The organism is Geminicoccus harenae (assembly GCF_019800005.1).
Lineage (GTDB): Bacteria > Pseudomonadota > Alphaproteobacteria > Geminicoccales > Geminicoccaceae > Geminicoccus > Geminicoccus harenae.
Map to the genome: position 1 here is coordinate 115,912 of NZ_JABGCL010000011.1, position 14,542 is coordinate 130,453.

Consider the following 14,542-nt stretch of genomic DNA (forward strand, 5'->3'; position numbering starts at 1 on the left):
GGGCCATGGAGATCCTGGGCGACCTCAGCCTCGGCCTGTCGGTGGTGCTCTCCCCGCTCAACCTGGCATGGTGCCTGATCGGCGTGCTGCTCGGCACGCTGATCGGCGTGCTGCCGGGCCTGGGTCCGGCGGCGACCATCGCCATGCTCCTGCCCGCGACGTTCGGCCTGCCGGCCGTGTCCTCGATGATCATGCTGGCCGGGATCTACTACGGCGCCCAGTATGGCGGCTCGACCACCGCGATCCTGATCAACCTCCCGGGCGAGACGTCCTCGGTGGTCACGGCCCTGGACGGCTACCAGATGGCGCGCAAGGGCCGGGCCGGAGCGGCGCTGGCCACCGCCGCGATCGGCTCGTTCGTGGCCGGCACGGTGGCCACCGCGGTGGTGGCGTTCCTGGCGCCGCCGCTGGCCGGCATCGCCCTGAACTTCGGGGCGGCCGAGTATTTCGCCCTGATGGTGCTGGGCCTGGTGGCCTCGGTGGCGCTGGCGCGCGGACCGGTGCTGAAGGCGGTGGCGATGGTGGTGCTGGGCCTGCTGCTCGGCACGATCGGCACCGACATCAATTCCGGCGAGCAGCGCTTCACCTTCGACATCCCGGAACTGGCGGACGGCATCAACTTCGTGGCGCTGGCGATGGGCATGTTCGGGATCGCGGAGATCCTGACCAATCTCGATCACGAGGCGACCCGCAAGCCGCTCACCCGGGTGATCGGCAGCCTCCTGCCCAACCGCGAGGAATGCCGGCGGATCATCGGCCCGATCCTGCGCGGCACCGGCCTGGGCTCGGTCCTGGGGATCCTGCCGGGCGGCGGTGCAGTGCTGGGCGCCTTTGCCGCCTACGCCATCGAGAAGAAGATCTCGAAGACGCCGCAGGCCTTCGGCCAGGGCGCCATCGAGGGCGTGGCGGCGCCGGAATCCGCGAATAATGCCGGGGCGCAGACCAGCTTCATCCCGATGCTGACCCTGGGCATCCCGTCCAATCCGGTGATGGCGCTGATGGTGGGTGCGCTGACCATCCAGGGCATCCAGCCGGGCCCGCAGGTGATGAGCGAGCAGCCCGAGCTGTTCTGGGGCGTGATCGCGTCCATGTGGATCGGCAACCTGATGCTGATCGTCCTGAACCTGCCGCTGATCGGGCTCTGGGTCCGGCTGCTCACCATCCCCTACCGGCTGCTCTACCCGGCGATCCTGGTGTTCTGCTGCGTGGGCGTGCTCAGCCTGAACAACCTCACCTCCGACGTCTACCTGATGATCCTGTTCGGCCTGGTGGGCTACGTGCTGGTGCGGCTGGACTGCGAGCCCGCACCCTTGCTCCTGGGCTTCATCCTGGGGCCGATGATGGAGGAATATCTGCGCCGGGCCATGATCCTGGCGCGCGGCGACATGACCACCTTCGTGACCCGGCCGATCAGCCTGGCCCTCCTGCTGCTGACGCTCGCCATCATCCTGGTGCTGACCCTGCCCCGCGTGCGCGCCAAGCGCGAGGAGGCGTTCGAAGAGGTCGCCTGACGGGGCGAGGAGGCCGCCTGACGGGGCGGCTCAGCCGGCCCGCCGATCCCAGGCCGTGCGGACCGTGTCGGGCAGCGCCATCGGGTCGAACGGCTTGGCGATCACGTCGATGGCCCCGCTCGCCACGAACTCGGCCACCTCTTCCGGGCGGGTGGCCGCGGTCATGAACACGGCCGGTGTGGCGGCGGTGGCCGGCAGGCCGCGCAGTGCCCGAAGCACGGCCGGCCCGTCCATGCCTGGCATCATCACGTCCAGGAGCAGGAGCTGGGGCCGGAACTCCGCGGCGCGGGCCAGCGCCTCCGTCCCGCTGGCACAGGCCGCCACCTCGAAGCCGCCCAGTGCCTCCAGCGCGAACACGGCGATCGAGCGCAGGTCGTCGTCGTCATCGACATAAAGGATCCGGCGCAGGGCGACGTCACTCATCGGCAAGAACTCCTCGGCAGGGCCGTAGCCGGGCCTGGGAAAGGCCAGTGTTTCCCGCTTGCTCCCGGTCCCACCACCTCAGTGCCCGCCCAGCAGCTTGCGGACGCTCACCATGAGCTGCTCGATCGCGATCGGCTTGGTGAGATATTCCTGCGCGCCGAAGCGGTAGCCGGAGATCATGTCGACCTGGTGCGAGCGCATGGTCAGCATGATCACCGGGATCTTCTCGGTTTCCCTGATGGTCCTGAGCTTCTTCAGTGCGTCGAGCCCGTCCATGACGGGCATGTTGCCGTCCAGGATGATCAGGTCCGGCGTGCTCTCCTGCGCCATCCGGATCGCGTCCACTCCAGTACCCCCGACCCGGACGGCATAGCCCTTCTGCTCCAGGGCGAAGCGGACCAGCTCGCGCAGATGCGGGTCGTCGTCGACCACCAGGATGCTGTGCCGGCCAACCGGCCGGCCGGCCGGATGCACCTGCTCGCCTTGCGGTTCGTTCTTCGTCCACGGGAACAGCTTGGTCAGGAAAGACACTTAATCCCCCACGCCGCCGGCAGGAACCGCTTCGGCGGAAGCTCTGCGATCTGCGGACAGCATCACGAAATGATCGGAAATCGCGAAATCTACATTACAATAAGCGGAATTCGACCAGCGACTGACAAAGTCGCTGCTGCGACACCAGACTTGGCGACGACCGGCTGTACCAATGGGCCGCATTGGAACTTACGGAAATCCCTCTAGATGTCGATGCGGTCTGATGTAGCGTACTGCGTTCATAAGCGAAATCACCTCGTACGGGGATCGGAAGAAATTTGAACAACCCTGATGTTCATAACTTCCGATTCAACCGTTTCCGGACATGTCGATGAACCGTGCCGGCGAGTTGCTTGCCTCCCCCGGCCCGGCCCGCGGGCCGGAGCGCAGCCGCCCGCTCAAGCAGAAATTCTGCGAGATGCCGTTCACCGGCGTCGGCGTGCGCGACGTGCTGCGCTACCTCGAGACCCGCACGGTCAACGACCCGTTCACCTACATCGTCACGCCCAACGTCGACCATGTCGTGCGCAACTGGCGCGACGGGGGTGAGCTGGTCGAGATCTACGAGGATGCCGAGCTGTCCTTGTGCGACAGCCGGATCGTCAGCCTGATCGGCCGGCTCAGCGGCGTGTCGCTGCCGGTGGTCACCGGGTCCGACCTCACCGCCATCATGCTCGAATACACGATCGACCCGCAGGAGCGGATCACGATCATCGGCGGCTCGGCGGAACTGGTCGCGAAGATCGAGCGGCGCTACGGCCTGCGCAACGTCTGCCACTTCAACCCGCCGATGGGCTTCATCCGCGACCCGGCAGCGGTGCTGGAAGCCGCGCAGTTCGTGGAGCGCCATCCGAGCCGCTTCGTCTTCCTGGCGGTGGGCTCGCCGCAGCAGGAGATCCTGGCCCACCGGATCAAGCAGCGGGGCCAAGCGGTCGGCATCGGCCTGTGCGTGGGCGCCTCGCTGCTGTTCCTCGCCGGCGAACTGCAGCGGGCACCCTTGTGGATGCAGCGCGCCAAGCTCGAATGGCTGCACCGCCTGGCCCAGGAGCCTAAGCGGATGTGGCGGCGCTATCTGTACGATGCGCCCAAGATCCTCCGGATCGCCGCCGACCATCGGCGCGAGCAGCGGGTCCTGGTCAGCGTGGTCGTGCTGACCCGCCATCATCAGGAATTCCTCCCGCGCCTGATCGAGCGCTGCGACGCCCAGAGCGGCTTCAATGCCGGGGCGATCGAGTTGCTCGTGGTCGACCGCTCGGCCGATGGCTTGGCCCGGGCAATCGTCGAGCGCGCCGCAGGCGGGAGCCGGACGATCCTGCGCTTCCTGCATCTGCGCGACCTGGGCGCTGCCAAGGCCCGCGCCCTGGCCGTCGACCAGGCGGCCGGCGAGTTCGTGGCCTTTCTCGACGACCACGCCCTGCCCGGCCCATCCTGGCTGGAGGCCATGCTCCGGATCATCCGGATCTATGACCCGGATGTCGTGCTGGGGCCGGTCGAGGCCGTGCCAGACGAGACGGGCCAGCGCGACGCCCAGAAGCTCGATACCGGCGTCTATCGCCGCTTCTTCAGCTATCGCAACGATGCCGCCACCGGCACGAGCCTCGAGCCGCGCCGGCCGCTCCAGTTCAAGAGCGGCGGCTCCTACGTCCCGTTCGAGATCCGCAACGCGATGATGCTGAAGGCGAACTTCCGCCAGATCCCCAGCACCGCCACCGGCGCCGACGGTGAGGACGAGCTGTTCTTCAAGCGCATGCTCCGCCAGGGCCGGCGCCTGGTCTGGTGCGCCGAGGCCAGGGTGGAGGAGCACCTGCCCAGGGCCCTGCTCACGCCCGGCCAGCTCTGCCGGCGCACCTTCCGGCGCGCCCAGCTCACCGCCGGTGTGGCGCTGGGCCCGCCGGTGGCATGGGTGGACGCATGGGCCTGGCTCGGGATCGGGCTCGGCCAGGTCCTGGTCGGCTGCGTGAAAACGCTGTTCTGGCCACTGTCACGCTCGCGGGGCGTGGCCGGGATGCGGCTGGTGGCCGCCGGTGCAGGCAAGCTCGCCATGCTGGGCGGCCGCGACCCGTACCGGGGGGACAGCGCGGTGATCGAGCCGGCAACGCCGGTCCCGCCGCCCGAGCCGCCGGCCCCCCCGCCGGATCCCGCCATCGTCCTGGAGCCGCTGCGGACGGCTACGGATGATGGCAGGGCGAGAGCCGCAGGCAGGCGGCGCTGGTGGCGCCGGCGCGCCGAGGCAGCCTGAACGGCAGGAAGCAGGAATTGGCCACCAACATCCTTCTCGAGAACACGGCCACCAAGCGCTCACGCCGGCCGGTGGCCGTGTCCGAGCGCAGCGCCGGCATCGGCCTGGTCGTGATCGACACGATCCTGCTGAGCCTCGTCCTGGCGCTGAGCCTGCTGTTCGGCGGCTGGCGCGGGCTCAATGAGGAGCTGCTGCTCCTCCTCCAGCTGGCGAGCTTCATCGGCTGCAAGGCCCTGCTGGGGCTCTATCCCGGGCATGGGCTGGCCCGCGCCCAGCGGATGCAGAAGGTCATGCTGGCCGTGGGCATGGCGCTGATCACGAGCCTGGGCCTGGCCGAGCTGGTGGGCTGGCTGGATGCGCGGGAGGATCCGCACTTTTCGTTCTGGCCGGTGCTCCTGGCCGGGATCGTGCTGGGCATGGGCGAACCAGCGGCACGCCGCATCCTGATGCGGCTCGGCCGCTGGCAGCAGCCCGTGTTCATCTTCGGCGGCGGCGAAGCGGCTTACGGCATCGTGCGCCAGCTCGCCTTCTACCCGCACATGGGCCTGCGCGCCGTCTGCATCGTCGACGAGAGCTCGATCTACATCCCCGAGGAATATCAGGGGATCCCGATCATCCGCTTCCGCGAGCTCGGCGAGCACGCCAAGCTGTTCAGCATGACCACGACCGCGATCATCGTCGAGCAGTCGGTGGAGCGGACCTTCATCCTGCGCCTCTACACCACCGGGATCTTCGAGAAGATCCTGCTGGTGCCGAGCTGCCACGACCTGATCAGCCTGAGCTCCACGGTACGGCCGGTGGGCGGCATGCTCGCGATCCAGGCCGGCAACGAGCGCCCGCCCCCGCTCTCCGCTTGGCTCAAGCGCGCCTTCGACAAGGTAGTCAGCGGCGTGGCCCTGGTCGTCCTCTGGCCCCTGTTCGCGCTGATCTCGGCCATGATCCGCGCCGACAGCCCCGGGCCCGCGATCTTCGCCCAGCCGCGCTGGGCCGGGGCCGACCAGCAGTTCACCGCCATGAAGTTCCGGACCATGTACACGGACGGTGAGCGCCGCCTGCGCCGGCACTTCCTTAGCAACCCAGAAGCCGAGCGGGAATATGCGCGGTTCCGCAAGCTCGACAACGACCCGCGCGTGACCAAGATCGGCCGGTTCCTGCGGGCCACCAGCCTCGACGAGCTGCCCCAGCTCATCAATGTCTGGCGGGGCGAGATGAGCATCGTCGGCCCCAGGCCCTACACCATGGACGAGGTGAGCAAGCTGGGCCCCGCCACCGACATGCTGAGCATCGTCCGCCCCGGCATCACCGGCTTCTGGCAGGTCTCCGGGCGCAACCAGCGCACCTTCCGCGAGCGGATCGAGATGGACTGCTACTATGTGCGCAACAACTCGATCTGGTTCGACCTGTGGATCATCTACCGCACGATGATCGGGATGATCGCCCGGGAAGGCAAATAGGCTTCAGCCCTTGCTCCCATAGGGATAGCTGCCCTCCAGCGGCACCTGCTCGCCATAGCTCTGGGCGTACGTCCCGTAGCCGGACGGATCGATCCGGTTGACCACGATGCCCAGCAGCGACGGTGCCGGCCGCTGCGCCATCCGCTCGCAGGCCTCGCGGACGGCACTCACCTCCGTCCCCAGCCAGCGGCAGACCACCAGCACGGCATCGGCGTAGCGACTGAGGAACACGGCGTCGCTGGTCGGCAGCACGGGCGGGGTATCGAGCAGCACGAAATCGTAGTGCAGCCGCAACGCCCGCAACGTCGCCGCCAGTTGCCGGCTTTCCAGGAGCGGCAGGACCTCGTCGCCGGCGGCATGGGCCGGCAGCACCAAAAACGGCCTGGCCAGCAGCCCGGCCATGTCGCGCTCCCAGCCCTCGGGGGGCAGGGCCAGCAGGTCGTTGACCGTCGGCCCCAGGTCGTCCTGGTCGAACAGCCTGGCCAGGCGCGGGCGACGCAGGTCGAGGTCGACCACCGCCACTCGCTTGCCCGAGCGGCGCAGCAGGCCGGCCAGACCCGAGGCCGTGGACGACTTGCCCTCGCCCGGTGCGGCACTGGTCAACAGCGCCACCAGCGATTCCCGGTCCGGCCGCTCCGCCTCGAGATCGCGGTAGATGTGGCGCAGCATCTCGGCATAGGCGCCGTTGGGGTTATTGGCGACATGGGCTTCCGGCCGCTGGCGGCGCAGGCGCGGCACGTTCGGCAGCCGCGCCACCACGGGTCGCCCGGTCAGCCGCTCGACCTGGCGCGCCGAGCGCACGCGCGGATCGGACCGGTCGCGGATCAGCGCCAGGAGGATCGCGAGCGCGCCCGAGCCGATGAAACCGACCACCGGGTAGAACAGGAATGGCGGCGAGCTCGATTCGATGTCGGGCGAGGCCTCCGCCACCAGCTCCACGTCCGGCTGGACCAGGGATCGCTGCTCGGCCAGGAGCTTGCGCTGGGTCAGCATCTCCTCGTACAGGCGCCGGTTGACCTCGGCGTCGCGCTTGAGGTTGGCGATCCGGACCATGGCGTGCTGGTCGCGCGCGATCTGGTCCTGCGCGGCCGCGATCTCGTTGCCGATCTCCCCCGCCTTGACCCGCAGGAGGTCCAGGTCACGCACCACCGCCGCCAGGCCGCGCTCGGCCTCCTCGCGGATCGTGCGGCGCAAGGCGGTCTCGTCGGCCCGCAGGGCCTGCACCGACGGATGCTCCGGTCCGAAGGTCAGGAGGAGCTCCGAGCGCCGCCGCGCCAGGCTGGCGGCCTCCAGGGCGAGCTGCTCGGCGGTCTGGCTGTCCAGGGCACGGGCGAGCGCCACCGGGTCGCCGCTCCCCCGCAGCTCCTCGAGGCCACGCACCCGTGCCTCGGTCACCGCGATCTGGCTGCGGGTGTCGATCAGCTCCAGGTTGAGGTCGGCGATCCGCCGCGACAGCACCTCCTCGGTCCCGTCGACCGGCAGCGCGTTCTCGGCGCGATAGGTCTCGAGCTGGCTATCGGTCCGCTCCACCTCGTCGCGCAGCTCCGCCAGCCGGACCTCCAGATAGTCTCCGGCACCGCCCGTGGTCTGCAGCTTGGCGTCGAGCTGCTGGCGGATATAGGTACGGGCCGTCTCGTTGACGACCGCGGCGGCCAGCACCGGATCGGCCGCCCGGTAGGACAGGGTCATCGCATAGCTCTGGCCGACCTGCTGGACGCCGATGTCCTCGGCCAGCCGCTCGATGATCTCGTCCCGGGTCATCTGCTCTGCGGGCTCGTCCGGCTCGCTGCGCAGCAGCCGCCGGAGCTCGTCCAGCCAGTCGGTGAACGGCGCTGCCTGTTCCTTCAGGAGGGCCATCAGCCTGCCCTTCACGCTCGGCGGATCGACGAAGTCCGGGTTGCTGGCCAGCTCCAGCCGGTCGGCCACCTCGCCCAGCACGACCGGTGAGAGGATCACGTGGAGCTGCGTCTCCAGGATCGGCATGTCGCGGATCAGCTGGCCCGGGATCGTGCCGAGATTGGGCAGCGGCGCGTCCTTGGGGTTGAGCGCCATCATCGCGGTCGCCGAGTAGCGCTCCGGCGCCAGCGCCCCGTAGAGGCTCGCCAGCAGCGTCAGCGGCAGGACGATGCCGGCGATCAGGAGCTTGTGGCGCCGGAGGACGCGCAGGATCTCGGACGGGCCCGGGAACTCGTCGAACGCGCCGCTGAACATCGCCCGCACGCCGCCCTGCGCCCCGGGCCGCGGCTGGGCGCTGCGGACGTCCATCAATGCCATGGCGTCGAGCCTTCACTGGGCAGAGTCGGTGCCGGCCGCATCCGGTCGACATGCCTGCGGATGATGAGGATCAGGGCCACCAGCGCAGCGGCTTCGCCGATCGCGATCACCAGGATCGTCGAGGTGGCCGTACCGACCAGCACGGCGATCGCCAGGCCCACGAAGATGGTGAGCATCGCGATCATGCTGGCATAGAAGGACTGGCGGAACAGCGGCACGCACTGTGCCTCCAGGCTGTAGACGGTGCGTAGGAGCCCCACCAGCGTCGCCAGGCCCCATAGCGGCAGGGCCGCACCGATGCCGCGATACTCGGCGGGCAGGACGCTGGCGGACAGATGGGGCCAGCCCAGCCAGAGCAGCACGAGATAGGCCAGGGTCGCGCCGATGAAGCCCAGCGCGCTGAGATTGGCGAAGCGCATCGCCGCCGTCGGGCGGCGCTCGGCGAAGTCCCGCGCCATCGCCGGCCGGGCGACCTTGCTCCAGGCGCTCCCCAGCAGGCCCACTGGGCGCATTAGGGTCAGGGCAGCCTGGATGACGCCCAGGTCGGCCACGCTGAAGAAGGTGCTTACCGCCAGGACATGGCCGCGGGTCTGCATCTCCGATGCGGCAGCGCCCATCAGCGCCCAGCGCGCGTGCTCGCCCCAGAGCCGCCGCAGGCGCTGCCGCACCTCGCGGTCGAACCGCAGGGCGAAGTCGCCGGGCTGGCGCATCAGCGTCGAGGCGCAGGCCAGCACGGTGGCGATGCAGAGCGTGCCGACCACCAGCATCATGCTGATCTCGATCCCGGCCCAGACAGCGCCAGCCAGGACCACGAGGACGGTCAGGGTCTGTAGCAGGTCGTTCAGCAGGACCTGCCCCGCCTCCCGCCGGGTGAAGTGGTAGGTCCGCACATGCTCGCGGCAGATCTGCAGGGCGACGAACAGGCCGCTGAGCAGGGGCGTGGCCCAGCGATGGGCGTCGCTGAAGAACTCGAACCCGATCGCGGTCGCGGTTCCCACCAGCACCGCCACCCCGACGGCGACCAGCCAGGTGGTGGCCAGCACTTCCTGCCGCTCCGCCGGGCCGGTGGCGCGGACGAGCAGCAGGGCGAGCTGCGAGCCCGCCAGGGCCTGGTGTGCAGCCAAGCCGGTGAGCGAGACGCTCAGCACGATGGCGAAGGCACCGAACTTGGCGGGCGCCCAGTGGTGGATCAGCCAGAAGGTCAGGATCAGATTGGTGGCGCTGACCAGGATCTGGTCGGCCATGGACAGCACCAGCGGGCTGCGGAGGCGGCCGATCATGCGACCAGCCCGAGCTCGCGGTTGTAGCGCTCGACATGAGGCCCGGCGGCAAAGCGCGCCGCGATCTGGTCGTGCTGCGCCAGCAGCGTGGCGCGCAGCGTACCGTGCCGATCCAGCAGTTCCTCCAGCCCGGCCAGGATCGAGTCCACCGAGTTGGGATCACAGCCGACCGCGGCGTCTATGCCCTCGACGAAGCCGTCGATGCCGGTGCCGCGCGAGTAGAGGATCGGCACGCCGCTCAGCATCGCCTCGACATAGACCATGCCGAAGGTCTCGTTGTGGCTGGGCAGGCACATGACGCCGTAGCGCGGCAGCCGGGCCAGCAGTTCCGCGTGCGGCACCGCCCCCACCAGCCGCGCCCGGCCGGTCAGGCCGTACCGGGCGATCAGCGCCTCGATCTCGGTGATCGTCCCGGGCCGGCCGCGCCCGATGATGTCCAGCGACAGGCCGGGCCGCCTGGCGGCCAGGCGCGCGAAGGCCGGCAGCAGCCGGCCCAGCCCCTTCTTCTTGTAGATGTCGAGATGGAGGATGGTCACCAGGCGGCACGGATCCGGCACCGCATCCGCCGCCAGCCGCGTCCCTGGGCAGAAGTTCGGCAGTTCCCGCCCAAGGGGCTGCGCCTCGGGGAACAGCCGCTCGATCTCCCCGCGATACCACAGCGACACGTAGTAGAGGCGCCGGCTGTGCCGCACGATCCGGCGGATCAGCGGGCGGTAGTGCGGCAGGTAGCGCAGGATCTTCGATTCTGCCTCGGCACGGATCGAGCAGACCAGCGGGACCCGCAGCCAGCGGGACAGGAGATAGCCGCTGATGCCCTCGAAGCAGAGCTTGTGGGCATGGACCAGATCGACCCGGATCCCCTCCTGCTCCATGAGCGCCCGGATGCGGCGCGCCACGATCGCCATCGAGGGGAACAGCAGCATGCCGAACGGCGGCCCCCAGTAGCGCATCGAATAGACCAATTGGTCGCCGGCACCGTCGCCGCGGATCAGGTCGACCTGCCTCGGGTCGCCGGTCCGGGTGAGTGCCACGACCACATGGTCGACCGCCGGGTTCGCCTTGACGAAGTTGCGGATGGCGAGCGTCTTCGTCCGGTCATGGGCATCCGGATAGTCGACGGCGAGGTGCAGGATCCGGCGCCGCGGCGGATACTGCACGGCCGGACCGGCGGTCGGATCAGGCGCCATGGCTGACCGTGGGCGTTTACGCGGACGATGCGGGCGCAACCCGCCGCAGGACGCAGGCGAGGTTGGGCAGGACGAAGCTGGAAGCGCCGCCAAGGCGGGCGGCCAGCCGGTAATAGAGCCCCTGCAGCCGGCCGACCCGGTCGACCCGGCCGCGGCCGATATAGGGCAGGTGGAACGGGAAGGTCGCCAGGAAGTCGTCCAGCGACCGGTAGTGAAGGAAACCCGAGACGACCTCGTACTCCGGCATCAGCCGGCGGATCGCCAGAGGCGACCAGAAGATGTTGTTGTTCTCCCGGTCATTGCGCTTGAACAGGCCGGCATAGACCTGCCGCACCGGCATCGGCAGCCAGTGGCAGAACGGTAGCTCGGTGTCGTGCGCGATGACCGGGAACCACAGGTTCGGCGTCGTCAGCACGACCAGATCGCGCGAAACCCGGGCAAGGTCGCGCACCGCGGCAGGATCGCCGCCCACATGCTCCAGCACCTCGACGCAATAGGCGATGTCACAGCAGCCGTCCGGCAGCGGCAGGGAGCCGAGCGCACCGACATGCCACTCGATCCGGTCTGCCACGCCCAGGATCTTCGCGATCTCCCGGCCGGCTTCCAGGCGCGGCCCGTCCATCTCGACCGCGATCACCCTGGCCGGCGTGAACATGGCGAACGCCATGGCGAGCCAGCCATAGCCCGCACCCAGGTCGGCGACCACCGTCTGCGCGTCGATCGTCCGGAACTTGTCGATCTGCGCCACGTAGCGCTTGCGGAAGAACTCCAGCGTCAACGTCACGTCGAGATCGGCATAGTTGCCGGAGCGCAGATGCTCCACCTCGCCGATCCTGGCCAGCGTTTCCGAATCGAGGCGCAAGGGGACAGCGTAGCGCACGCCAGGGTCAATCGCGCTTGGCATCATCGAGTTCCAGCTACGCGTCGGTCGGACCAAGCCACTCATGAGCAGGGAGACCGCGACCGGAGGCCATCTCCCGGACAGCCGCCACAGAAAAGATGACTGGAATCCTGATTATGTCAAGGTGACTTCCAAGCGCAGTCATCTGATTTTCCAGAACAGTGTAGATCAATCTGCCGAAGGTCTGGTTTCTGTGGCCGATCTACCGGCGATGGCGAAAGCGAACAGCAGGAAGATCCACACCGGTACATAACCGCGCAGCAGCGAGCTTTCCATGCCGTTGTGCATGAGGGCGAAAATGATCAGCCAGCAGCACAGGCGATACAATGCCGGCTGCTCGTGGCGCAGGGCGGGCAGTGCCGCGAAGGCTTGCAGGAAGCTGCCCATCATGAGGGCCAGCCCGGGCAGCCCGATGAACAGGATGACGTCGAGATAGCCGTTATGGGCCTGGTTGAGCAGGTGAATGAAGGGCAGGTCCGCTGCGAGGTTGGGTGAGCCGGGACCGATATTCCAGAAGGACTGGTAGCCGTAGCCCAGCAGCCAATGGCCATCGAGTTGCTCCAGGACGAACTCCCAGATGACGTCCCGGTCGGTGAAGGTCGGATCGGGCATGACCATGGCGGCGAGCCGGCCGGGGGGGATGCCCATGCCATGGGTGACGAATCCCAGGAGCGCCATCACCACGATCGCCCAGGCGGTGAGGTGCAGGCCGATGCCGAGCCTGGTGCTGCGCGCCATGGTCTGCAGGACCAGGTAGACGCAGGGTACCAGTACCAGCAGCCCGATCGACGTCTTCGAGCCGGCCAGGACCAGGGCCAGCATCCAGCCGGCTAGATAGGCGAGGTTGAGGAACCGTCCGACCCGGCCGAGTTCCGCATGGATGGTGCCACCGACCAGCACGGCTATGATGGCGATCGCACCCAGGCCGTTCTTGTCGTCGTAGATCCCGCGGAAGTCGCCGCGCCAGTCGAAGGCGGAAGGCAGCGCCAGCAGGGCCGCCAGGTTGCCCAGCAACGCGATCACGAGCCCCAGATGGAGGAGCCGGTGGCAGCGCGCGGTCGACGCAACGCCCAAGGATGCAGCCAGCACGCAGAACACGATCATGGCCTGCTGAAGCGAGCGGCGAATCGAGATGCCGGGTTCCATCGCCCAGGCGGCGCTCACCAGGGCGAGCCCGACCAGGGCGAGCAGGCAGGCATGGCGTTCGGTCGCCAGAGCCAGGCAACGGCGCCAGGACGGCAGGATCGCCAATATGCCCAGCAGGGTGGCGCCCAGCCAGAACAACTGGTTGAAGCGGTTGCTTTCCGAGGTCGCCTGCAGGTGCGCCGCCACCTCGAGATCGATGAAGTCCGGTGCGCTCAGAACCGGGGTCAGTACCCGCGTGCAGTACAGGATCAGCAGCAGAACGAGCAGGTCGGCCAGCACGCCGCTGAGCAGGAGGCGGGTGAACAGGCCGGGCTGCCCTGTCCACCCGGATGTGCCGGCCGCTTCAGCGCGCAGCGACATGGCCGCTCCGCCGGGACGCCAGCGCACGGGAATAATGCTCCAGCGTGGCCATCGAGATCGCGTCCGGGTCCAGGGCGGACAAGGGCGCCTGCCCCGGCTCCGGGCGTCGCTGGAGGGAGTCGAGGAAGGCGCGCAGCGGCGCTGGCTCGATCGGCCCATCCAGCGGCGTCACCCATTCCGGCCCGACCATCTCGGCAAGCTCGGTGAGCGAACCCTGGAGGCGCGCCAGCACCGGCCGGTCGAACGAAAGCGCCAGGAGCAGGCTGCCCGAGTTCAGCACGGTCTCGTGGTTGAGGACGAAACCATCGGCTGCGGACACCAGCGTCGTGACCTGCTGGTCGTCCAGATGCCGCGCCATGATCCGCACACGGCCGTCGTCGCCCGCGAGAGCCCGCAGCCGTTCCGCGTAGTCCGGATCTGCGCCCCCGGCGATCACCAGCATCTCTCCGTCCCGGGCACAGGACCGGAACGCCGTGATCAGCGTGTCCAGCCCCTTGGAGGGCCGCATGTAGCCGATCGAATAGATGACGGTGCCGCCGGCTGGCAGCCCCATCGCCGCCCGGGCCGCCGGCCGTGCCGTCCGCGGCGGATAGGCGGTCCGATAGTGGGGATGAGGCACGACAGCCCTGTGGCGTGCGTGCAACTGTGGGTAGGTGTCCAGCAGCACCTGCTCGGCCGCATGGGTCAGGCTGATGACAAGATCGACCCTGTCGAGGAAGGCGGAGAAGTAGTGCTGCCAGATCCTGGCACCTGCGGCATCCATTGCGGCATGAGGCGCCAGATTATGGGCGGTCCAGGCCAGGATGCCGTTGCGGCGGCGCACCCGGTCAACTTTAGCCAAAGTCATGCGGGCGCATAATTCTTTAGCCAGCGTGCCCGCATCGGCGATCCGCCCCCAGAACACGCTTTCTGGCCAATGAACATGAAGGACATCACAATCGGGCACCCGCAACGACCAGCGCCGGTATTCACGGACCTGAACGCCCTTTGCCAGCATCGGCGAATACAGCAACCACGTGTATGGGTTTACTTGTCGCTCCTGCAGCCCTGGCCAAGCCCAGATTTTCAAGATTTCACGCCTCTTTCCGGCATAATCGCAGGCTTCGCTAAGCTAGCGTCAGATCCCACGAAACAAAATAAGATAATTCTCTGGGACAATACCATTTCTAGGTGACCAGCCCTGCGCTGTTTTGGCCGTGGCAGCGCCGCAGGACAGCGGCTTATCCTGAATGACGT

The 14,542-nt window shown here is 68.3% G+C and carries 11 protein-coding genes; 3 read left to right on the forward strand and 8 right to left on the reverse strand.

Features of this window, described 5'->3' with window-relative positions:
- Window positions 1–5 precede the first annotated feature (5 nt).
- The gene (locus tag HLA95_RS12540) at window positions 6–1,511 is read left to right on the forward strand and encodes a tripartite tricarboxylate transporter permease (protein ID WP_191058140.1); all 1,506 of its coding nucleotides are present in this window, start codon (window positions 6–8) and stop codon (window positions 1,509–1,511) included.
- A 30-nt stretch (window positions 1,512–1,541) separates the two neighbouring features.
- On the opposite strand, the gene HLA95_RS12545 is transcribed toward HLA95_RS12540, so the two are convergent.
- On the reverse strand, window positions 1,542–1,934 hold the full coding sequence (locus HLA95_RS12545; RefSeq protein WP_191058141.1) for a response regulator: 393 nt from the start codon (window positions 1,932–1,934) through the stop codon (window positions 1,542–1,544).
- 78 nt (window positions 1,935–2,012) lie between these two features.
- The gene (locus HLA95_RS12550; RefSeq protein WP_191058142.1) at window positions 2,013–2,465 is read right to left on the reverse strand and encodes a response regulator transcription factor; all 453 of its coding nucleotides are present in this window, start codon (window positions 2,463–2,465) and stop codon (window positions 2,013–2,015) included.
- Between the two features lie 331 nt (window positions 2,466–2,796).
- On the opposite strand from HLA95_RS12550, the gene HLA95_RS28930 reads away from it, so the two are divergent.
- Complete coding sequence (locus HLA95_RS28930) at window positions 2,797–4,704, forward strand: WecB/TagA/CpsF family glycosyltransferase (protein ID WP_222183514.1); 1,908 nt, start codon at window positions 2,797–2,799, stop codon at window positions 4,702–4,704.
- A gap of 17 nt (window positions 4,705–4,721) precedes the next feature.
- Window positions 4,722–6,158: an exopolysaccharide biosynthesis polyprenyl glycosylphosphotransferase gene (locus tag HLA95_RS12560; RefSeq protein ID WP_191061841.1), complete on the forward strand. Its 1,437-nt coding sequence runs from the start codon at window positions 4,722–4,724 to the stop codon at window positions 6,156–6,158.
- Window positions 6,159–6,161: 3 nt separating this feature from the next.
- Here HLA95_RS12560 and HLA95_RS12565 read toward each other — a convergent pair whose 3' ends face one another.
- From HLA95_RS12565 to HLA95_RS12590, 6 genes are all read right to left on the reverse strand, one after another.
- The gene (locus HLA95_RS12565; protein ID WP_222183516.1) at window positions 6,162–8,432 is read right to left on the reverse strand and encodes a GumC family protein; all 2,271 of its coding nucleotides are present in this window, start codon (window positions 8,430–8,432) and stop codon (window positions 6,162–6,164) included.
- A complete protein-coding gene (locus HLA95_RS12570; RefSeq protein ID WP_191061600.1) occupies window positions 8,423–9,712 on the reverse strand; it encodes a lipopolysaccharide biosynthesis protein in 1,290 nt (429 codons plus the stop codon). Before HLA95_RS12570 ends, HLA95_RS12565 begins: the two co-directional genes overlap by 10 nt.
- Complete coding sequence (locus tag HLA95_RS12575) at window positions 9,709–10,899, reverse strand: glycosyltransferase (RefSeq protein WP_222183518.1); 1,191 nt, start codon at window positions 10,897–10,899, stop codon at window positions 9,709–9,711. Before HLA95_RS12575 ends, HLA95_RS12570 begins: the two co-directional genes overlap by 4 nt.
- A gap of 16 nt (window positions 10,900–10,915) precedes the next feature.
- Window positions 10,916–11,803: a class I SAM-dependent methyltransferase gene (locus HLA95_RS12580; protein ID WP_191059654.1), complete on the reverse strand. Its 888-nt coding sequence runs from the start codon at window positions 11,801–11,803 to the stop codon at window positions 10,916–10,918.
- 165 nt (window positions 11,804–11,968) lie between these two features.
- Window positions 11,969–13,306, reverse strand: coding sequence for an O-antigen ligase family protein (locus HLA95_RS12585; RefSeq protein ID WP_191059653.1), 1,338 nt, complete (start codon window positions 13,304–13,306; stop codon window positions 11,969–11,971).
- The gene (locus HLA95_RS12590) at window positions 13,290–14,153 is read right to left on the reverse strand and encodes a glycosyltransferase (protein WP_222183520.1); all 864 of its coding nucleotides are present in this window, start codon (window positions 14,151–14,153) and stop codon (window positions 13,290–13,292) included. The genes HLA95_RS12585 and HLA95_RS12590 overlap by 17 nt, the downstream gene beginning before the upstream one ends.
- Window positions 14,154–14,542: the final 389 nt, after the last annotated feature.